The following is a 19,674-nucleotide window of genomic DNA, read 5'->3' on the forward strand; positions in this document are numbered from 1 at the left end:
GTCCGCGCATGGGACGATGCCCGCATGGTCAACCTCACCCGGATCTACACCCGCACCGGCGACGACGGCACGACCGCGCTCGGGGACCTCGGACGCACCGGCAAGAACGACCCGCGCCTCGTCGCCTACGCCGACACCGACGAGACCAACTCCCTCATCGGGGTGGCGCTGGCGGGGGCGAGCCTGCCCGTGGACGTCCAGCACACGCTCACCCGGGTGCAGAACGACCTCTTCGACGTCGGGGCCGACCTGGCCATGCCCCTGCGGGCCAGCTACGACTGGGAGCCGCTGCGCGTCCAGGCGGAGTGGATCGAGGAGCTGGAGGCCGACTGCGACCGCCACAACGAGGAGCTGGAGCCCCTCCGGTCCTTCATCCTCCCCGGCGGCACGCCCGGCTCGGCCCACCTGCACGTGGCCCGCACGGTGGCCCGCAGGGCCGAGCGGTCGGCCTGGGCGGCCATGGACGTCCACGGGGACGCACCGGCGCCGGAGGGTGCGGACAAGGGGGTCGGCGGGATCAACCCGTTGGCGCCGAAGTACCTCAACCGCCTCTCCGACCTGCTCTTCATCCTCGCGCGGGTCGCCAACCGCTCGCAGGGCGACGTGCTGTGGCGGCCGGGTGGCGGCCGCGTCGAGGTTCCGGAGCGCCGGCGGCGAAAGGGTGCTCAGGCCACCCGCGACTGACGGTAGCCCGGGGGGACGGCCTCGACCCACGCCCGCAGGGCCGTGTAGTGCTGCTCGTCGAGAGCCAGGTCGAAGGTCACCGTCCCGTAGCGCACGGGCACCTGGATGAGATCGGGGCGGCCCAGCTGCCCGGCCTCCTGCGCCGTCACGGCCGAGGCCATGCCCAGGTCGAGGTCCGCCCGCATCCACGGGCCGTCGGCAAGACCGCCCGGCCCACGGACGGCCAGACCGTCCTCGGTGAAGCGCAGCGTGCCCCGACGCCAGTCCGTGGTGCCGCGCCGGTAGGCGGCGGGCATCGGCGGACAGATGACGTCCTGGTCGGCGAAGCGCTGGAAGAGCACCAGCCCCAGGCCCAGGATCACCAGCGCGCCGACGGCCGCGAGGAGCACCAGGACGAGGCTCTCCGGCATGGTGTCAGGCGGTGGTCGGGCTGGACAGGCTGCCGGCGTCCACGCTGTCGGCGACGATGACGACGCGGTCGTGGTCGACCGACAGGAACCCACCGTCGATCGTCACGGTCTCCGTCGAACCCCCCGGCGCGACGATCCGCACGTCCCCGGTGACGAGCACCCCCAGGAGCGGGGTGTGACCCGGCAGGATCCCGAGCTCGCCGTCGGTGCTGCGCGCGCTGACGCTCGCGGCCTCGCCCTCCCAGACCTTGCGGTCCGCGGCGACCAGCTGGACCTTGAGTTCACTCACGGGTTCTTGTCCTCTCGGGTACGGCGGCGGTCCCGAGCAGTCTACCGGTCGCCCGGGCCCTGCCGGGACGACTCCCGGGAGGCCAGACCCAGGTGGTGGGCCTCCTCCCACAGCTCGGCGCGCACCCGCGGGTGCGCCGCCCGCTCGATGAGGTGACGGGCCTGGTCCTTCTCGCTGTGCCCGAACAGCGGCGCCACCCCCTGCTCGGTGACGATCGCGGAGGCCTGGAAGGAGGTGACCGGCTCGTCCACCATCGGCACGATCGTGGACACGTCGGCCTTGGGGTGCCACGAGCGCAGCGCCATGATCGCCTGCCCGCCCTGCGAGTGCAGCGCCCCCACGATGAAGTCCGTCTGGCCGCCGAAGCCGCTGTGGATCCGGGTATCGATCCGCGAGGCGTTGGCCTGGCCGAAGAGGTCGACCTCCAGGGCGGTGTTGATCGAGGTCATGGACCGCTGCCGGGCGATCAGGGCCGGGTCGTTGGTGCGTTCGGTCCGCAGCAGGTGCACCCGCCGGTTGCCGTCGAGCCAGGCGTAGAGCTCCGGCGAGCCGAAGAGGAAGGACGTGGTCAACGGGTGCTCGTCGTCGAGCGCTCCGGCGGCGTCGAGGGCCAGCACCCCGTCGGAGAACATCTCGGTCCACAGCCGCAGTCCCCGGTGCCCCGTCAGCGCCGCCAGCACGGCGTCGGGCACCGTCCCGATGCCCATCTGGAGGGTGGCTCCGTCGGGCACCATCGCGGCCACCCGTTCCCCGATCACCCGGGCGTCCTCACCCAGCGGGACGCCCGTCGGCGGCGAGGGCAGCTCGCTGCTCGTGGCCACGGCCAGGTCGACGTGCTCCACGGGCACGAGGGCGTCTCCGTGCGTGAAGGGCATCCGGTCGTTGATCTGCGCCACCACGAGGCCGCCGCGCTCCCGGCAGGCCTCGATCGCGGCGGGGAGCACGTTGACCTCGATCCCGAGGGAGACCACCCCGTCGCGGGGCGGGGAGCAGTGCAGCAGGACCGCGTCCACCGGCAGCGCGCGGCGGAAGAGCACCGGGACCAGGGAGAGCCGGGAGGGGACGTAGCGCAGTCCGGGGTGGCGCCGCTGGCCCGCGCCCACGAAGCTGGTCTCGGCGACGACCCCCTCGCGCTCCGGCAGGCCGGGCGGGCCGTTGAGGGTGTTGAGCACGTAGCTCGGCACGTGCTCGTCGAGGATCCGGACCAGCTCCCAGGGCACGCTCGAGTTGCCGGACACCACGACCCGGGGGTCGGCGGGCAGGGCGCGCAGCGCGGCGGCCAGGGCCGGCGTGTCGACGGTGATCACGTGCCCATTGTGTCCTCGGCGCGACCAGGACCGGCCGGGGGTCTCCTCCCCCGTGCCCGTCGTCCGCCATCCCCCCGCGCCCGGCGTCCGCCCGGCCTTCCCTCCGGCCCCCACCCGGCACCCCGTGCGGGGGCCGGTGCGCCGGGCGTGTCGGGCGTGCCGGCGGGGCCGGGAGTACGAGGGGCCGGTGCGGGCCGGGAGCACGAGGGGCCGGTGCGGATCGCTCCGCACCGGCCCCTGCGCGCACACCCCGAGGAGTGCGGGGTCAGCTCAGCTGTTCTTCTCCAGCTCGGCGGCCTGGCGCTCGACGTCGTCGAGCCCACCGCACATGAAGAAGGCCTGCTCGGGGACGTGGTCGTACTCGCCGTCGGCGACCTTGGTGAAGGCCTCGATGGTGTCGGCCAGCGGGACCGTCGAGCCCTCGATGCCGGTGAACTGCTTGGCCACGTAGGTGTTCTGCGACAGGAACCGCTGGATCCGCCGGGCCCGGCCGACCAGGATCTTGTCCTCCTCGGAGAGCTCGTCGATGCCGAGGATGGCGATGATGTCCTGCAGCTCCTTGTAGCGCTGCAGGATCGACTTCACCCGCACGGCCGTGTCGTAGTGCTCGCGGGTGATGTAGCGCGGGTCCAGGATCCGGCTGGTGGAGGTCAACGGGTCCACGGCCGGGTAGATGCCCATCGAGGCGATCGGGCGGGAGAGCTCGGTGGTCGCGTCGAGGTGGGCGAAGGTGGTCGCCGGCGCCGGGTCGGTGTAGTCGTCGGCCGGGACGTAGATCGCCTGCATCGAGGTGATCGAGTGCCCGCGGGTGGAGGTGATCCGCTCCTGCAGGGTGCCCATCTCGTCGGCCAGGTTGGGCTGGTAGCCCACGGCCGAGGGCATGCGGCCCAGCAGGGTCGAGACCTCCGAGCCGGCCTGGGTGAACCGGAAGATGTTGTCGATGAACAGCAGCACGTCCTGCTTGGCCACGTCGCGGAAGTACTCCGCCATCGTCAGCGCGGACAGGGCCACCCGCAGGCGCGTGCCCGGCGGCTCGTCCATCTGGCCGAAGACGAGGGCGGTCTGGCCGAGGACCCCGGCCTCCTCCATCTCCACGATGAGGTCGTTGCCCTCACGGGTCCTCTCGCCGACCCCGGCGAACACCGAGACACCACCGTGGTCCCGGGCGACCCGGGCGATCATCTCCTGGATCAGCACGGTCTTGCCGACACCGGCACCACCGAACAGACCGATCTTGCCGCCGAGGACGTAGGGCGTCATGAGGTCGATGACCTTGATGCCGGTCTCGAACATCTGGGTCTTGGACTCCAGCTGGTCGAACGCCGGCGCCTGGCGGTGGATCCCCCAGCGCTCGGTGATGTCCAGCGTCTCGCCCTCCTCGAGGTCGAGCACGTCGCCCGTGGCGTTGAACACGTGACCCAGGGTCACGTCGCCGACGGGCACGGTGATCGGACCACCGGTGTCCTGCACCGCGGCGCCGCGGACGAGTCCGTCGGTGGGCTGCAGCGAGATCGCGCGGACCATGTTGTCGCCGATGTCCTGGGCGACCTCGAGGTTGATCGTCTTGGTCTCCCCGCCGAGCGTGACCTCGGTCTTGAGGAGGTTGTAGAGGGAGGGCATCTGCCCGGGCGGGAACTCGACGTCGACGACCGGGCCGATGATCCGGGACAGACGACCGACGCCGCCCTGCGACTGCTCCTGTGCCGGAGCCTCAGTGGTAGCCATGCTCATGGTTTGCGTTCCTTCTCACTTGGCGTCGGCGAGGGCGCTCGCGCCGCCCACGATTTCGCTGATCTCTTGGGTGATCTCGGCCTGGCGGGCCTGGTTCGCCAGCCGGGTGTAGGTCTTGATGAGCTCCTCGGCGTTGTCCGTCGCCGACTTCATGGCCCGCTGGCGGGCCGCCAGCTCGGACGCGGACGCCTGCAGCAGCGCGTTCCAGATCCGGGAGGTGACGTACTTGGGCAGGAGCGCGTCGAGCACCTCCCGGCCGTCGGGCTCGAACTCGTAGAGGGGGTAGATGTCCTCCTCCGTCGCCGGGGTGTCGTCCTCGACGACCTCCAGGGGCAGGAGCCGCACGACGTGGACCTCCTGGGTCACCATCGAGACGAACCGGGTGGAGACGATGTGCAGCTCGTCCACCCCGCCGTCCTCCGACCCCGTGACGAAGTCCTGGGTCAGTCGCGTCGCGATCTCCTTGGCCACCTCGAAGGTGGGCGCGTCGGAGAAGCCCGACCACGACTGCTCGAAGGAGCGGCCCCGGAACTTGTAGAAGCCCTCGGCCTTGCGGCCAGCCAGGTAGGGCACGAACTCCTTGCCCTCGTCGTCGGCCAGCAGCTCGCGCAGCTGTTCGCTGCGCTTGAGGACGTTGCCCGCGTAGGCACCGGCGAGCCCACGGTCGCTGGTGACGATGAGCACCCCCGCACGCCGCACGGTCTCCCGCTCGGTGGTCAGCGGGTGGTCGACGTCGGAGTAGCTGGCGACGGCGGACACGGCGCGGGTGATCGCGTTCGCGTACGGCGTCGTCTCGGCCACGCGCTGCCGCGCCTTGACCACGCGCGAGGCGGCGATGAGCTCCATCGCCCGGGTGATCTTCTTGGTCGACTGGACGGACCGGCTGCGCTGGCGGTACTCCCGCTGCTGCGCTCCCATATCTCGCCTCTCTCGTGTGTCTCTAGCGTCTGCGGTCGGTTCGTGCCTGCCGGCCGGGTGCGGGTATGCCGTGGGGCGCGCCCCACGGCATACCCGACGGGGTCAGCGGCGACGGACCTTGATCTGCTCCTGGTCCACGTCCTCGTCCTCGAGGGCGTCGACGTTGTCGAAGTCCTCGTCCGAGCCCACGCGGACCTCCTGGCTGTCGTCCGGGCGGAACTCCTGCTTGAAGGCCTTCATGGCCTCGACCAGGGTGGCCTCGGTGTCGTCACCCATCTTGCCGGTCTCGCGGATGCCGTCCAGCAGGCCGCGCTCGTTGCGCCGCAGGTAGTCGACCCACTCGCCCTCGAACCGGCGCACGTCGGAGACGGGGACGTCGTCGATGTGGCCGTTGGTGCCGGCCCAGATGATCGCGACCTGCTCCTCGACCGCGACCGGGGAGGCCTGCGGCTGCTTGAGGATCTCCACCATGCGCGCACCGCGCTCCAGCTGCGCCTTGGACGCCGCGTCGAGGTCGGAGGCGAACATCGCGAACGCCTCCATCTCGCGGAACTGCGCCAGGTCCACCTTGAGGCGGCCCGAGACCGACTTCATGGCCTTGATCTGCGCGGCACCGCCGACGCGGGAGACCGAGACACCCACGTCGATCGCGGGGCGGACGTTGGAGTTGAACAGGTCGGCCTGCAGGTAGATCTGGCCGTCGGTGATGGAGATGACGTTCGTCGGGATGTACGCCGAGACGTCACCGGCCTTGGTCTCGATGATCGGCAGACCGGTCATCGAGCCGGCGCCCAGCTCGTCGGAGAGCTTGGCGCAGCGCTCGAGCAGCCGGCTGTGCAGGTAGAAGACGTCGCCGGGGTAGGCCTCACGGCCCGGCGGGCGACGCAGCAGCAGCGACACCGCGCGGTAGGCCTCGGCCTGCTTGGACAGGTCGTCGAAGACGATGAGGACGTGCTTGCCCTGGTACATCCAGTGCTGGCCGATGGCCGAGCCGGTGTAGGGGGCCAGGTACTTGAAGCCCGCCGCGTCGGAGGCCGGGGCCGCGACGATGGTGGTGTACTCCAGCGCGCCGTTCTCCTCGAGCGTGCCCCGCACGCCGGCGATCGTCGAGCCCTTCTGGCCGATGGCGACGTAGATGCAGCGGACCTGCTTCTCCGGGTCGCCGGACTCCCAGTTGGCCTTCTGGTTGAGGATCGTGTCGATCGCCACCGCGGTCTTGCCGGTCTGGCGGTCGCCGATGATCAGCTGACGCTGACCGCGGCCGATCGGGATCATCGAGTCGATGGCCTTGATGCCGGTCTGCATCGGCTCGTGCACCGACTTGCGCATCATCACGCCGGGAGCCTGCAGCTCCAGCGCGCGGCGTCCCTCGTCCTCGATGTCGCCCAGGCCGTCGATCGGCACGCCCAGGGGGTTGACGACCCGGCCCAGGTAGTCGTCCCCGACGGGGACCGAGAGGACCTCGCCGGTGCGGCGCACCGGCTGACCCTCCTCCAGGCCCGAGAAGTCGCCCAGGACGATGACACCGATCTCGTGGACGTCCAGGTTCAGCGCCAGGCCGAGGGTGCCGTCCTCGAACTCCAGCAGCTCGTTGGTCATCACCGAGGGCAGGCCCTCGACGTGGGCGATGCCGTCGCCGGCGTCGACCACGCGCCCGACCTCCTCGCGGGAGGCGGCGTTCGGCTCGTAGGACTGGACGAACTGGTCCAGGGCGTCCCGGATCTCCTCCGGACGGATCGAAAGCTCCGTCATGTCTCTTCTCCTCGTCGTCGGTCCGCTCGTGCGGCCCGGGTGTCTGTCGTGGCGGGTGTGCGGTGGACTCAGCCGGTCATCTGCCGACGGGCGTCGGCCAGCCGCTGGCTGACCGTGCCGTCGATGACCTCGTCGCCGATCTCCACCCGGATGCCACCGACGACGTCCTCGTCGATGACCACGTTCGTGTGGACCTGGCGGCCGTACTGGGTGCTCAGGGCGGCCGTGAGGCGGTCGAGCTGCTCCTGGGAGAGCGGCACGGCGCTGGTGACGGTCGCGGTGACCTGGTCCTGACGGTCTGCGGCCTGCTCCAGGAAGGAGGCGACGGCCATGTCGAACCGGCGGCCCCGGGTGCCGGCCACCGCCTGGCGGGCCAGGCGGACGGTCTCCGGGGCGGTGCGCACCGACAGCAGCCGGTCGACCAGGGAGACCTTGGCCTGCAGGTCGGCGCGGCGGTCCGCCAGGGCGGCCTGCAGGTCCGGGGTGCCGTCGACGATCCGGGAGAACCGGAACAGCTCGTCCTCGACCTGCCCCAGCCGGCCGTGCCGCTGGGCCTGAGCGAGCATCGCCTCGACCCCGAGGCGCTCCAGCGCGGTCACCAGGTCGCCCTGACGGGGCCAGCGCTGGGCCACCGTCGTCCGGACGACCGCCAGCGCGTCCGCGCCGACCTTGCCCCCCAGGAGCCGTTCGGCCAGCGCGGCCTTGTCGGCCCCCTCACGGGAGGGGTCGGCCAGGTTGCGGCGCAGGGTCGGGTTGGCGTCCACGACGCGGGCGACGGCCCACAGGTCGTCGGCCACCGCGGCGGGGTCACCCTCCAGCGTCTGCTGCAGGGCCTGGTCGGCCTCGTGGTAGGACCGGCGGAAGGCGCTCTCCATCAGCGTCCCTGCTCCGACCCGAGACGCGACGGGCTGATGGCGCCCGACTCCAGCTCGCCGAGGAAGCGGTCCACGATGCCGCGCTGGCGCGCCTCGTCGTCCAGCGACTCGCCGACGATCTTGCTGGCCAGGGCGGTCGAGATCGCTCCGACCTCCCCGCGCAGCTGGACCATCGCCTGCTGGCGCTCGGCCTCGATCTGCTTGTGCGCGGTCTCGGTGATCCGGGCGGCCTCGGTCTGCGCCTGCTGGCGCAGCTCGGCGATGATCTGGGCGCCCTGCTCCTTGGCCTGCTCGCGGATGCGGGCGGCCTCGGCGCGGGCCTCACCGAGCTGGTCCTCGTACTGCTTCTTCGCCGCGGCGGCCTCGGCCTGGGCCTGCTCGGCCGCCTGCATCCCGCCCTCGATCGCGGCCGTACGCTCGGCGTAGACCTTCTCGAGGGTGGGGACGATCTTCTTGGCGACGAAGAAGTAGAAGAGGCCGAAGACGATCAGCCCGAAGATGAGCTCGGGCATGTAGGGAAGGATCGGGACGGCATCCTCCCCGGCGCCGATCGGCTCGGCAGCCCTCAGGACGCCCGTCGCGATCGTGGTGTGCTCCACGAGCGGCTCCTCACGTGTGCGTGTCCCTCAGCGCCTCTCGGGCACCGGCGGGACGGGTCTGGACGGGACGGGGTCGGTCAGCCGACGAAGAAGGCGATGAAGAACAGCACCAGACCGAAGATGGCCAGCGCCTCCGCCAGCGCGAAGCCCAGGATGGCGATCGGCTGCAGCTTGCCCTGCGCCTCGGGCTGGCGGGCCACCCCGTTGATGTAGGCGGCGAAGATCAGACCCACGGCGATGGCCGGGCCGATGGTGGACAGGCCGTAGCCGAGCAGAGTGATGTCACCAGTCACGTCGTATCTCTTTCTGTGTGATGTCTTGACGGGGCGGCGCCCCGTCGAAGGCCTTGGAACTATTCAGTTGTGCGGATGGTGGTCGAGGGCTGCCGGCGGTCGCTGACGTCGGGGACGTCAGTGCTCGTCGGCCAGGGCGCCACCGATGTAGGAGGCGGCCAGGAGGGTGAAGACGTAGGCCTGGAGGAACTGGACCAGGGCCTCGAAGGCGGTCAGTGCCACGCCGAGGATCCAGGCGGGGATCGCGACCAGCATGAGGCCGGGCTCGTAGGTCTTGAAGAGGTACCAGCCGCCGACGATGAAGACGACGAGAAGCATGTGGCCGGCGAACATGTTGCCGAAGAGTCGCAGGGCGAGCGTCAGCGGCCGGGTGATGAAGAAGGTGATGAGCTCCAGCAGGAGGATGAACGGCTTGATCCACCCCGGCAGGCCGCTGGGCAGCATGCCGCCCAGGTAGGCGCCCAGGCTGCCCCTCTTGCGCAGGCCGACCCAGTGGTAGACCACGTAGACGAGGAGCGTCAGCCCGATCGGGAAGGCGACCCGGGCCATCGTGGGGTTCTGGAAGGGCGGGACGATGCCCATGAGGTTGTTCAGCAGGATGAAGACGAACAGCGAGAACAGGAACGGCACGAACGGCATGAACTCCTTGCTGCCGATCATGTCGCGGGCGATGCCGTTGCGGCCGAAGTTGTAGACCTGCTCGGTCAGCCACTGGCCCTTGCCCGGGACCAGCGCCGCCCGGCGGGTCGTCATCCACAGCCACACCATGAGGATGACGGTGGCGATGGCCATGAGCATCATCGGCCGGGTGAAGTAGTACTCCGTGCCCGGGATCGCGAACAGGGGCTGCCAGAAGTCGCCCGGCGTGGGCGGGAAGTGGCTGTCCTCGCCTGCAGCCATGGGCAGCACCAGCCCAGCGGCCATCATGGTCGCACTCACGCGTTCTCCTCCACAGGGTGTTCGACGGGTGTCGGGGCTGGCTCCCGGACAGGGGGCGACGCCGTAGGGTCGCGGTGGGACACCGACGTCATGACCTACCGTACCTGAGCCAGATCACGTACATGGACAGCACCATCCCGCCGATCACCCCGACCGGCAGCAGGAACCAGGTGCCCAGGAGCAGGTCCAGCAGCCAGCCGAGCGCGCCGAAGCCCACCGGGCCGGCGAGCAGGTAGGCCAGCACGGCGTTGCCCAGGTCCGTCTGCCGGGCCATGCCGACGACCTCCGGCTCGGTGCCGCCGTGCGGCGACGGGATGCGGGGTCGGGGCGGGACGTCAGGACGGTCGGGACCGGGGTCGGGACCCGAGGCCCGGGCGTTCACCGGCCCTCTCCCGGCAGCGTCACGTCCAGCGTGGGACGGGAGCGCAGGTATCCCACGACGAGGCCGGCCTGGAAGACCAGGCCGGTGAGCACGAAGGCGACGACCAGCGGCAGGACCTGCAGCCAGGTCGTCTGCGCGAGCGCCCAGATCGTGACGGCCAGCACCGCCATCTGGAGGACGAAGACACCGAACGCCCCCGCCATCGTCGTGGTGGTCGGGCCGGCCAGCACGCCGCGGATGCCCACCACCCCCAGGACGAAGACGGCCGCGGAGACGACCACGCCGAGCAGGGCCGAGACGGCGGCCCAGCCACCGGCTGCCGCCCAGGTCAGCAGCGGCACGAGCACGAGCAGCGGGGCGACGGGAAGGAGTCCGCCGAGCAGCATCGACCGCACCGGCGTGCGCGCGGAACGGCGCGTCGCGGAGGCGGCGGTCATGACTCTCCCGGGGGTCGGCGGACTTTGTGAAAGTTATCACAAGGCCCCTCCGACGGGAGAAGTCCGCAGGTCGGGCGGCGCCGCACTGCGCGGCTCCGGTCAGGCGGCACGGCTGGGCACGCCCTCGGGGCGACGGGTCAGGCCGATGGCCAGGCCCAGGAGCAGCAGGATGCCCAGCACCGAGACCCACACCGGCAGGTAGGCGAAGGACACCGCGCCGACGGCGATGAGGCCCGACCAGAGGTAGAGCACGACGACCGCCCGCCGGTGGCTGTGCCCGATGTCGAGCAACCGGTGGTGCAGGTGGCCGCGGTCCGGCTTCCAGGGCAGCTGCCCCGCCCGCGTGCGCCGCAGCACCGCCAGCACGATGTCGAGGAAGGGCAGCGCCATGATCGCCACCGGGATGAGCAGCGGCAGCAGGATCGCCGTGACCGCCGACGCCGTCGCCACCGAGGAGCTGGGGTCGACCGACCCGGTCATCGAGATCGTGGCGGCCGCGAGCAGCAGCCCGAGCAGCAGCGCCCCGGCGTCGCCCATGAAGAGCCTGGCGGGGTGGAAGTTGTGCGGCAGGAAGCCCAGGCAGACCCCCATCAGCGCGGCGCTGATGAAGGTTGCGGTCGAGAACACGTTGGGCGGGTCGAAGTTGGTGCTCACCAGGTAGGACCACCCGAAGAACGCCGACGCGGCGATCAGCACGACCCCGGCCGCCAGCCCGTCCAGGCCGTCGATGAAGTTCACGGCGTTCGTCGAGACGACGACCACGAGCACGGTGAGGGTCACCATGACCGGCTCGGGCAGCACGGTCACCCCCGCGATCGGCAGCGAGAGCAGCTGGACGCCGAAGAAGGCCATCACCGCACCCGCGACCACCTGACCGGCCAGCTTCGTCGCCCAGTCCAGGTCGCGCACGTCGTCGAGCGCTCCCAGCAGCGTGATGAGCGCGGCCGCGGCCAGCACCCCGTAGAGCTGGGGTGAGGAGTCGAAGAGCTGACCGTGGTAGGGCAGCTGCGAACCCAGCACCACCGCGGCGGCGAAGCCGACCAGCATGGCCACGCCGCCCAGGCGGGGCACAGGGGTGGCGTGCACGTCACGGTCGCGCACCGGGGTGATGGCCCCCACGACCAGCGCGAGCCGGCGCACCAGCGGCGTCGCCAGGTAGGTGACGACCGCTGCGGTCAGCAGCACCATGAGGAACTCGCGCACGGAAGGTCACCTCCCCCGACGGTCCCCGGTCCCCGCCGGTGCGGGCGGGGTGCGGGGTGCGGTCCCGGGGACGGGTCGGGTCGGTCGGTCGATGTCCGGCTCAGCCGGCCTTGGGCTCCGGGTAGGCCGGGTAGGAGGTGAGCAGCTCTCCCACCTCGGCCCGGATCTCCCGGGCGACCGCGTGGTCCGGGTCACCGTCGGTCTGCGTCACGGCCCGGTGGATCAGCTCCGCGACGGTCTCCATCTGCTCGGTCCCCATCCCCTGGGTCGTGACCGACGGGCTCCCCACCCGGATGCCCGAGGCCACGTTGGGCTTCTCCGGGTCGAAGGGGATGGCGTTCTTGTTGAGCACGATGCCCGCAGCGTCGCAGCGGGCCTCCGCGTCGACCCCCGTCACCCCGACGCCGCGCAGGTCGTGCAACGAGAGGTGGGTGTCGGTGCCGCCGGTGATCGGACGGATGCCACGGCTGTCCAGCCCGCCGGCCAGGGCCCGGGCGTTGTCGAGCACCTGCTGGGCGTAGGACTGGTAGGCGGGGGTCGCGCACTCGGCGAAGTTGACCGCCTTGCCGGCCACCGCGTGCATGAGCGGACCGCCCTGCATCATGGGGAACACCGCGCGGTCGATCTTCTTGGCGTGTTCCTCGGTGCAGACGATCGCGCCGCCGCGCGGGCCGCGGAGCACCTTGTGGGTGGTGAAGGAGACCACGTCGGCGTGCGGGACCGGGGACGGGATGACCTTGCCGGCCACCAGGCCGATGAAGTGCGCCGCGTCCACCCAGAAGATGGCGCCGACCTCGTCCGCGATCGCCCGGAAGCGCGCGAAGTCGATGAGGCGGGGGATCGCCGAGCCGCCGGCCACGATGATCTTCGGCCGGTGCTCCTTGGCGAGCGCCTCGACCTGGTCGTAGTCGATGTCCTCGGTCTCGGGGTGGACGCCGTAGTGCACGGCGTTGAACCACTTGCCCGAGAAGGACACCTTGAAGCCGTGCGTGAGGTGGCCCCCGTGGTCCAGGGACATGGCCAGGATCGTGTCGCCGGGCTTGGCGAAGGCTCCGTAGACGGCCTGGTTGGCACTGGCCCCCGAGTGCGCCTGGACGTTGGCGTGGTCGGCGCCGAAGAGCTGCTTGGCCCGCTCGATCGCCAGCTTCTCGACCTTGTCGACCTCGGCGCAGCCGCCGTAGTAGCGCGCGTCCGGGTAGCCCTCGGCGTACTTGTTCGACAGCGTCGAACCCAGCGCCGCCAGGACGGCGGGGCTGGTCTGGTTCTCGCTGGCGATCAGCTGCAGCCCGCTGCGCTGGCGGTCCAGCTCGGCGACGAGGAGCTCGGCGATCTGCGGATCCTGCTCGAGCAGTTTCGGAAAGCTGGGGCCGTAGTACGTCTCGGGGGTGACTGCGGTGCTCATGGCCCCACTGTAGGGGTCGTCGACGTCCGGCGGGGGGCAGACCCGTGGCCGGGGCGGGCGAGCCATCAGGGGCCGAGGATGCGCAGGGCTCCGGCGGGGACGGTCACCCCGCTGGGGCTCACGCTCCCGACGAGGTCGGCCGTCGGCGTCCCCCTGGTCTCGTCCCCGGCGGCCTCCTCCGCGTCGTTCCTCTGCGCGCCGGTCTCCTCCGCGCCGGTCGTCCCCGCGACGGTCTCCGCCCCGGCGCGTGTGCTCTGCGTCGCGGTCGTCTCCCCGGTGGACGGTTCCGGTCCTTCGTCCCCGTCCGCGGGCGCCCGCAGACGCGTCGTCCCCAGCACGGCGCGAACGTCCTCGACCCGCAGCGCACCGGCCCGCAGGACGACGGGCTCCTCCCCCGTGCAGTCGAGGATGGTGGAGGCCAGGCCGCCCGTGCGGGGGCCGTCGTCCAGGTAGACCGCCACGGCCCCCCCGAGCTGGTCCAGGGCCTCCTGGCCCGTCGTGGCCGCCGGCCGACCGGTGAGGTTGGCGCTCGTCACGGCCATCGGTCCGACCTCCGCCAGCAGCGACAGGGCGACCTCGTCGTCCGGCATCCGCAGCGCGACCGTGCCGTTCGTCTCCCCGAGGTCCCACTGCAACGAGGGCTGGGACCGCAGGACGAGGGTCAACGGCCCTGGCCAGAACTGGCGCATGAGGATGCGGGCGTACATCGGCACGTCCACGGCCAGACCGTCCACCGTGCGGGGGTTGGGCACGAGCACCGGCGGCGGCATCTCGCGGCCCCGGTGCTTGGCGGCCAGCACCATGGCCACCGCGACCACGTCGAACGCGTCGGCACCCACGCCGTAGACGGTGTCGGTGGGCAGGACGACCACCCGACCCGCGCGCACCGCGTCGGCGGCGCGGTCCAGCGACTCCTGCCGGGTCTGCGGGTCGGCACAGTCGAGCAACCGTTCCGGCAGGGGCGGGCCAACGGGCATCGGGATCTCCTCCGGCGCATGGGGGGCGGGGGCGGGTCGGTCGGGCGGGAACCAGTCTCTCACCGCGGGCACCGTGCGTCCCGGTCGTGGGCACCGTACCTCCCGGCCGCGGGCGTCGCTCAACCCGGGTGCAGGTGCCGCGGCGCACCGTGCGTCCCGGCCCTGGGTCGCCTCGGCACACCGCAGGCAGGGCCCCGGGTGTCGCGGTCCTTCGACACCCTGGTGTCACCTAGAGTTGCGACCGTCCGCCCGCTCGTCGAGAGTGGGGGGCGACGACCTGGGCGCACCCCGTGCCCGGGCCACCGAAGGAGAGTGAGAATCATGCGCGGAAGCGGCCTGATCTGGACGATCGTGGGCATCCTGCTCATCATTGCCCTGCTGATCTGGATCTTCTGATCACGACCCCCTCCACTCACGGCCCGCCCCGGGTCCGCGTTCGTCGCGGGACCGGGGCGGTGTCGTGTCAGCGGTCTGCGCGCACGGCCCGGGCGACCCTGGGCAGTCCCGCGAGGTCGACGTGGTCGTCCACCTGCGACCACGTCCCCTGGGCGGCCAGCGCCTCCGGCAGGCTGCGCCCCTGCGCCGCGGCGTGCTCCATGAGGAGCACCCCGCCCGGCCGCAGCAGCCGCGCCGCCCGGGCCGCGACCTCCAGCGGCACCTGCAGCCCGTCGACCCCTCCCCCGTAGAGCGCCAGCTCCGGGTCGTGCTCCCTGACCTCGACGTCGACCGGGACGGCGTCCGGCGGGATGTACGGCGGGTTGCTCGTGACCACGTCCACGACGCCCAGCAGGTCCTCGAAGGCGTCCTGGGCCCTTCCCAGCCGCAGGTCCACCGGCAGCCCGCTCCGCTCCACGTTCGTCACCGCGTAACGGTGCGCGTCCTCGGACAGCTCGACGGCCCCGACCCGCGCGTGCGGACGGGCCCGGGCCAGCGCGAGGGCGACCGCCCCGCTGCCGGTGCACAGGTCGACCACGGTCGGGACGGCCACGCCGCTCGAGGGGTCGAGGGCCTCAGGGTCACGGGCGCCGCGCGCGTCGAGGGCGGCGAGGGCGTCGAGAGCCTCGAGGGCGAGCCCGACGAGCACCTCCGTCTCGGGCCGGGGCACGAACACCCCGGGCCCCACGACGAGGTCGACCCCGCCCAGGTGGGCCCGTCCGGTGAGGTGCTGCAGCGGCACCCTGCGGGCGCGCCGCTCCACGAGCTCCAGGTATGCCGTCCGCGTCGGCGCGGGTACCTCCGCCCCCATGATCCGTGCCCGTCGCAGCTCGCCGAGCTCGTGCCCGGAGACGTGCGCCAGCAGCACCTCCGCGTCGACGGCCGGGCTGGGGACGCCTGCGCCGGTGAGCACGGCGGTCGCAGCCCGCAGGACCCGGTCGACGTTCACCGCGTCGTCCCGGCGCGGGCCAGGCGCTCGGCCTCGTCGGCGTCGACGGCGGACTGCACGACCGGGTCGAGGTCGCCGTCGACCACCTGGTCGAGGTTGTAGGCCTTGTAGCCGGTGCGGTGGTCGGCGATGCGGTTCTCCGGGAAGTTGTAGGTGCGGATGCGTTCACTGCGGTCGACCGTGCGCACCTGGCTGCGGCGCTGCTCGTTGGCGGCCGCCTCGGCCTGGTCGACGGCGATCTGGCGCAGGCGGGCCCGCAGCACGCGCAGGGCCGACTCCTTGTTCTGGAGCTGGGACTTCTCGTTCTGGCAGGAGACCACCAGCCCGGAGGGCAGATGGGTCACACGGACCGCCGAGTCGGTCGTGTTGACCGACTGCCCGCCCGGCCCCGAGGAGCGGAACACGTCGATCTTCAGGTCCGCGGGGTCCAGGACGACCTCCGCGCCGGCGTCGTCGTCCAGGTCGGGCATCACGAGGACCCCGGCCGCCGAGGTGTGGACACGCCCCTGGCTCTCGGTGACGGGCACCCGCTGGACCCGGTGCACACCGCCCTCGTACTTCAGGCGGGCCCAGGGCGCCTCGCCGGGTCCCGGAACACCGGTCGCCCGGACCGCGACGCGCGCGTCCTTGTACCCTCCGAGGTCGGACGGCGTCGCGTCGAGCAGCACGGTCCGCCAGCCGCGCCGCTCGGCGTAGCGCAGGTACATCCGCAGAAGGTCCCCGGCGAAGAGTGCCGACTCCTCCCCGCCCTCGCCGGCCTTGACCTCCAGGATCACGTCCCGGTCGTCGTCGGGGTCGCGGGGGACGAGCATCCGGTGCAGCAGCTCGGCGGCGCGGTCCACCTCGACCTGCAGACCGGGGACCTCGGCCGCGAACCCGGGATCGTCGCCGGCCAGCTCCTGGGCCGCGCCCAGGTCGCCCGCCGCGCGCTCCCACTCGCGGTACGCAGCCACGACGGGCCCCAGCGCGGCATACCGGGTGTTGAGCCGACGCAGGGCCGGCGGGTCGCCGTGCACGGCAGGATCGGCCAGCCGTTGCTCGATCTCGGCGTGCTCGGCCAGGAGCGGGAGGGCGGAGCCGAAGTCGTGGGTGGTCATCCGGGACCTCTCAGGGTGGGGTGACGAGGACGCCGGTCCCGGACGGCCCGGGCCGGGAACGGCAGACGCCGGCCCCGCGAGCAGCTCGCGGGACCGGCGTCGGAGGGCCTACTTGGCGTCGGCCTTCTTGCCGTAGCGCTCCTGGAAGCGGGCCACGCGGCCACCGGTGTCCAGGATCTTCTGCTTGCCGGTGTAGAACGGGTGGCAGCTGGAGCACACGTCGGCGCTGATCCGGCCGGACGTGGCGGTGCTGCGGGTGGTGAACGACGCCCCGCAGGTGCAGGTCACCTGGGTCTCGACGTACTCCGGGTGGATGTCCTTCTTCATGGTCTCTCCTCACGGGTGGCGGGTTCCCCGGGTCGGCGGCGCGGCAGCGCCCCCGTGAACCGGTGGGCCAACGGGCCATTCTGCCAGAGCGGGACGGTCCGGGTCCATTCGGCCGGGGTCCGGCTCGTGCCGGGACCCGCCTCGTCCGGACGACGGTCAGCCTTCGGCCGAGGACCCACGGGCCCGACGGCCGAGGACGCACGACGGGCCCGGCAGGAGTCTTCTCCCGCCGGGCCCGTCGCTGCGGGTGGTCGGCCCGGTCAGTCCTCGTCGTTCAGCCTCACCGAGGAGGTCTGCTGGACCTGGGTGAGGAACTCGTAGTTGTGCTTGGTCTTGCGCAGCCGGTCGAGCAGGAGCTCGATGCCCTGCTGCTGGTCGAGCGCGGAGAGCACCCGACGAAGCTTCCACATGATCTTCAGCTCGTCGCCGCTCATGAGGATCTCCTCACGGCGGGTGCCGGAGGCGTTGACGTCGACGGCCGGGAAGGTGCGGCGGTCCGCCAGGTGGCGGGACAGGCGCAGCTCCATGTTGCCGGTGCCCTTGAACTCCTCGAAGATCACCTCGTCCATCTTCGACCCGGTCTCCACCAGTGCGGTGGCGAGGATGGTCAGCGACCCACCGTTCTCGATGTTGCGCGCGGCGCCGAAGAACTTTTTCGGCGGGTACAGCGCCGAGGAGTCGACCCCGCCGGAGAGGATCCGGCCCGAGGCGGGGGCCGAGAGGTTGTAGGCCCGGCCCAGTCGGGTGATGCCGTCGAGGAGGACGACGACGTCCTGGCCCAGCTCGACGAGCCGCTTGGCGCGCTCGATGGCCAGCTCGGCGACCGTCGTGTGGTCGACCGCGGGGCGGTCGAAGGTCGAGGCGATGACCTCGCCCTGCACGGTGCGCTCGAAGTCGGTGACCTCCTCCGGACGCTCGTCGACGAGGACGATCATCAGGTGGACCTCGGGGTTGTTCTGGGAGATCGCGTTGGCGATGGCCTGCATGATCATCGTCTTGCCGGCCTTCGGCGGGGACACGATGAGTCCGCGCTGACCCTTGCCGATGGGAGCGACCAGGTCGATGACCCTCGTCGTGAGGTTCTTCTGCTCGGTCTCCAGGCGCAGGCGCTCCTGGGGGTAGAGCGGGGTCAGCCGGGAGAAGTCGGGACGCTGGCGCGCCTGCTCCGGGGTCTGGCCGTTGATCGAGTCCAGCCGGACCAGCGCGCTGAACTTGCCGCGGTCGCGCTTGTTCCCGGTCGAGGAGACGGTGTGCGTGTGGTCCTGACCGTCCTGGGGAGCCTTGATGGCCCCGGTGACCGCGTCACCCTTGCGGAGGCCGAACTTGCGGACCATGCCCAGCGGGACGTAGATGTCGGTCGGCCCGGGCAGGTAGCCCGTCGTGCGGATGAAGGCGTAGCTATCCAGCAGGTCCAGGACGCCACCGACGGGGACGAGCACGTCCTCGTCGGAGTAGCTCTCCTCGTCCTCCCGCTGGCCGCCGGGCTGCTGCCCGCCCTGCCGCTGGTCGGTACCACCCGGGCCACGCCCACGCTTGCGGTCCCGGCTGCGCTGGCGGTTGCGCCGGCGACGGCCGCGGCCGTCCCCGTCGTCGTCGAAGTCGTCGTCCTGCCCGCCCTTGTCGTCCTGCCGCTGGTCGGGTCGGCGGTCCTGCTGGTCGGGTCGGCGGTCCTGCTGGTCGGAGCGGCGGTCCTGGCGCTGCTGCCCGCCGGAGCGGTCGTCGTCGCCCTGGTTGCGGTCGTTGCCGCCCTGGTTGCGGTCGTTGCCGCCCTGGTTGCGGTCGTTGCCGCCCTGGTTGCGGTCGGCACCGCCCTGGTTGCGGTCGTCGCCGCGCTGGTCGGAGCCGCGGCCCTGGCTGTTCTCACCGGCCTGCGACTGTCCGCCCTGCCGCTCGCCGTCCCCACCGCTCCGCCCGCGCTGCCCGTCGCGACGGTCCTGGTCCTGACCCTGCCGGTCCTGCTCCTGACCGTCGGCGGACCCCTGCCGATCGTCGACGCGCGGGGCACCGGCGGACGAGCCGGCTCGCCTGGTGCGCCGGGTGCGTCCCCCCTCCCGCTGCGCCTGCGCGCGGTCGAGCACGGCGTCCAGGTCGACCCCCTGCGCCCCCTGGTCAGACGTGGTGCCGGTGGTCCCCTGGTCGGGCGTGGACCGCTCCGCGGAGCCGTCCTCCCCACGGGCGGCGTCGCCACCCTGGCGGTCCTCGCCCCGGTGGTTGCGCCCGCCCCCGCGGTCGCTGCGGGACGGCTGGCCGCTCCCGTCGGCACCTCGGTCCGCGTCGGCGGCGGAGCGTCCGGCCCCCTCGGCGGCGCGGACGTCCCCGCCCCCACGGCGCTCGCGGATGGCGGACACGAGGTCGGCCTTGCGCATCCTGGCGTCGACGGAGATGCCCATGCTCGAGGCGAGCTGCTGCAGCTCGGCCAGTCGGAGGGTGCTCAGCGCACCGGTCCTGGTCGTGGCTGCCTGACTGATGTCGGTCACGTACTGTCCTTCCCCCTCGGCCCGGACTCCGCCGGACGTGGGGTCCTGGGGTGTGGTCCACCGCGCGGACGGCGCTGGACGGGAACGTGCCACGGACGCGACCCGGATCGGCGGTCGTGGAGACCTGACGCCGAGGGGCGTCGGTCCGTGGATGGATGTCCCGGAGCTCGACCTGTCTCGGCCGGACCGCT

20 protein-coding genes are annotated in these 19,674 nt (G+C 72.0%); 1 reads left to right on the forward strand and 19 read right to left on the reverse strand.

The genetic code is table 11. From position 1 onward, the window contains the following. Nucleotides 1–24: 24 nt before the first annotated feature. Nucleotides 25–684, forward strand: coding sequence for a cob(I)yrinic acid a,c-diamide adenosyltransferase (locus ACWHYA_RS01550; RefSeq protein ID WP_425939529.1), 660 nt, complete (start codon nt 25–27; stop codon nt 682–684). Here ACWHYA_RS01550 and ACWHYA_RS01555 read toward each other — a convergent pair. From ACWHYA_RS01555 to rho, 19 genes are all read right to left on the reverse strand, one after another. Then, the gene (locus ACWHYA_RS01555; protein ID WP_425939528.1) at nt 666–1,094 is read right to left on the reverse strand and encodes a DUF2550 family protein; all 429 of its coding nucleotides are present in this window, start codon (nt 1,092–1,094) and stop codon (nt 666–668) included. The genes ACWHYA_RS01550 and ACWHYA_RS01555 overlap by 19 nt on opposite strands. Before the next feature lie 4 nt (nt 1,095–1,098). Beyond that, the gene (locus tag ACWHYA_RS01560) at nt 1,099–1,383 is read right to left on the reverse strand and encodes a F0F1 ATP synthase subunit epsilon (protein WP_425939526.1); all 285 of its coding nucleotides are present in this window, start codon (nt 1,381–1,383) and stop codon (nt 1,099–1,101) included. 41 nt (nt 1,384–1,424) lie between these two features. After that, the gene (locus tag ACWHYA_RS01565) at nt 1,425–2,690 is read right to left on the reverse strand and encodes an acetyl-CoA hydrolase/transferase family protein (RefSeq protein WP_425939524.1); all 1,266 of its coding nucleotides are present in this window, start codon (nt 2,688–2,690) and stop codon (nt 1,425–1,427) included. Nucleotides 2,691–2,960: 270 nt separating this feature from the next. Beyond that, nucleotides 2,961–4,415 (reverse strand): F0F1 ATP synthase subunit beta, encoded by a 1,455-nt coding sequence (gene atpD / locus ACWHYA_RS01570; protein WP_431473547.1) that lies wholly within the window; start codon nt 4,413–4,415, stop codon nt 2,961–2,963. A 21-nt stretch (nt 4,416–4,436) separates the two neighbouring features. Beyond that, the gene (locus ACWHYA_RS01575) at nt 4,437–5,339 is read right to left on the reverse strand and encodes a F0F1 ATP synthase subunit gamma (RefSeq protein ID WP_425939520.1); all 903 of its coding nucleotides are present in this window, start codon (nt 5,337–5,339) and stop codon (nt 4,437–4,439) included. 102 nt (nt 5,340–5,441) lie between these two features. Beyond that, nucleotides 5,442–7,091, reverse strand: coding sequence for a F0F1 ATP synthase subunit alpha (gene atpA, locus ACWHYA_RS01580; RefSeq protein WP_425939519.1), 1,650 nt, complete (start codon nt 7,089–7,091; stop codon nt 5,442–5,444). Between the two features lie 68 nt (nt 7,092–7,159). Continuing rightward, nucleotides 7,160–7,966: a F0F1 ATP synthase subunit delta gene (locus ACWHYA_RS01585; RefSeq protein ID WP_425939517.1), complete on the reverse strand. Its 807-nt coding sequence runs from the start codon at nt 7,964–7,966 to the stop codon at nt 7,160–7,162. Next, nucleotides 7,966–8,565: a F0F1 ATP synthase subunit B gene (locus ACWHYA_RS01590; protein ID WP_425939515.1), complete on the reverse strand. Its 600-nt coding sequence runs from the start codon at nt 8,563–8,565 to the stop codon at nt 7,966–7,968. The genes ACWHYA_RS01585 and ACWHYA_RS01590 overlap by 1 nt, the downstream gene beginning before the upstream one ends. 77 nt (nt 8,566–8,642) lie before the next feature. Then, nucleotides 8,643–8,858, reverse strand: coding sequence for an ATP synthase F0 subunit C (locus ACWHYA_RS01595; protein WP_075957433.1), 216 nt, complete (start codon nt 8,856–8,858; stop codon nt 8,643–8,645). A 117-nt stretch (nt 8,859–8,975) separates the two neighbouring features. After that, nucleotides 8,976–9,797 (reverse strand): F0F1 ATP synthase subunit A, encoded by an 822-nt coding sequence (gene atpB / locus ACWHYA_RS01600; RefSeq protein ID WP_425939513.1) that lies wholly within the window; start codon nt 9,795–9,797, stop codon nt 8,976–8,978. Between the two features lie 88 nt (nt 9,798–9,885). After that, nucleotides 9,886–10,071 (reverse strand): hypothetical protein, encoded by a 186-nt coding sequence (locus ACWHYA_RS01605; RefSeq protein ID WP_426947496.1) that lies wholly within the window; start codon nt 10,069–10,071, stop codon nt 9,886–9,888. A 104-nt stretch (nt 10,072–10,175) separates the two neighbouring features. Continuing rightward, entirely contained in the window at nt 10,176–10,616 is a 441-nt protein-coding gene (locus tag ACWHYA_RS01610; RefSeq protein ID WP_425939511.1) for a hypothetical protein, read from the reverse strand. Between the two features lie 99 nt (nt 10,617–10,715). Continuing rightward, entirely contained in the window at nt 10,716–11,819 is a 1,104-nt protein-coding gene (locus ACWHYA_RS01615; RefSeq protein WP_425939509.1) for a glycosyltransferase family 4 protein, read from the reverse strand. Nucleotides 11,820–11,919: 100 nt separating this feature from the next. Continuing rightward, entirely contained in the window at nt 11,920–13,221 is a 1,302-nt protein-coding gene (locus tag ACWHYA_RS01620) for a serine hydroxymethyltransferase (RefSeq protein ID WP_425939507.1), read from the reverse strand. A gap of 65 nt (nt 13,222–13,286) precedes the next feature. Then, nucleotides 13,287–14,198 (reverse strand): L-threonylcarbamoyladenylate synthase, encoded by a 912-nt coding sequence (locus ACWHYA_RS01625; protein ID WP_425939505.1) that lies wholly within the window; start codon nt 14,196–14,198, stop codon nt 13,287–13,289. Nucleotides 14,199–14,661: 463 nt separating this feature from the next. Continuing rightward, entirely contained in the window at nt 14,662–15,582 is a 921-nt protein-coding gene (gene prmC / locus ACWHYA_RS01630) for a peptide chain release factor N(5)-glutamine methyltransferase (protein ID WP_425939503.1), read from the reverse strand. Continuing rightward, a complete protein-coding gene (gene prfA, locus ACWHYA_RS01635) occupies nt 15,579–16,679 on the reverse strand; it encodes a peptide chain release factor 1 (protein ID WP_425939502.1) in 1,101 nt (366 codons plus the stop codon). The genes prmC and prfA overlap by 4 nt, the downstream gene beginning before the upstream one ends. A 108-nt stretch (nt 16,680–16,787) precedes the next feature. Then, a complete protein-coding gene (rpmE, locus tag ACWHYA_RS01640; RefSeq protein ID WP_075957440.1) occupies nt 16,788–17,006 on the reverse strand; it encodes a 50S ribosomal protein L31 in 219 nt (72 codons plus the stop codon). Nucleotides 17,007–17,266: 260 nt separating this feature from the next. Then, nucleotides 17,267–19,483: a transcription termination factor Rho gene (gene rho / locus ACWHYA_RS01645; RefSeq protein WP_425939499.1), complete on the reverse strand. Its 2,217-nt coding sequence runs from the start codon at nt 19,481–19,483 to the stop codon at nt 17,267–17,269. Between the last annotated feature and the right edge of the window lie 191 nt (nt 19,484–19,674).

The organism is Ornithinimicrobium carbonis (assembly GCF_977012275.1).

Bases quoted from the DNA above. Each gene is read 5' to 3' on its own strand.
- ACWHYA_RS01550 (WP_425939529.1), top strand. From the start codon at position 25: ATGGTCAACCTCACCCGGATCTACACCCGCACCGGCGACGACGGCACG.
- atpA (WP_425939519.1), bottom strand. From the start codon at position 7,091: ATGACGGAGCTTTCGATCCGTCCGGAGGAGATCCGGGACGCCCTGGAC.
- prfA (WP_425939502.1), bottom strand. From the start codon at position 16,679: ATGACCACCCACGACTTCGGCTCCGCCCTCCCGCTCCTGGCCGAGCAC.
- ACWHYA_RS01610 (WP_425939511.1), bottom strand. From the start codon at position 10,616: ATGACCGCCGCCTCCGCGACGCGCCGTTCCGCGCGCACGCCGGTGCGG.
- ACWHYA_RS01620 (WP_425939507.1), bottom strand. From the start codon at position 13,221: ATGAGCACCGCAGTCACCCCCGAGACGTACTACGGCCCCAGCTTTCCG.
- ACWHYA_RS01625 (WP_425939505.1), bottom strand. From the start codon at position 14,198: ATGCCCGTTGGCCCGCCCCTGCCGGAACGGTTGCTCGACTGTGCCGAC.
- ACWHYA_RS01605 (WP_426947496.1), bottom strand. From the start codon at position 10,071: ATGGCCCGGCAGACGGACCTGGGCAACGCCGTGCTGGCCTACCTGCTC.
- rpmE (WP_075957440.1), bottom strand. From the start codon at position 17,006: ATGAAGAAGGACATCCACCCGGAGTACGTCGAGACCCAGGTGACCTGC.
- ACWHYA_RS01585 (WP_425939517.1), bottom strand. From the start codon at position 7,966: ATGGAGAGCGCCTTCCGCCGGTCCTACCACGAGGCCGACCAGGCCCTG.
- ACWHYA_RS01555 (WP_425939528.1), bottom strand. From the start codon at position 1,094: ATGCCGGAGAGCCTCGTCCTGGTGCTCCTCGCGGCCGTCGGCGCGCTG.
- ACWHYA_RS01575 (WP_425939520.1), bottom strand. From the start codon at position 5,339: ATGGGAGCGCAGCAGCGGGAGTACCGCCAGCGCAGCCGGTCCGTCCAG.
- atpD (WP_431473547.1), bottom strand. From the start codon at position 4,415: ATGGCTACCACTGAGGCTCCGGCACAGGAGCAGTCGCAGGGCGGCGTC.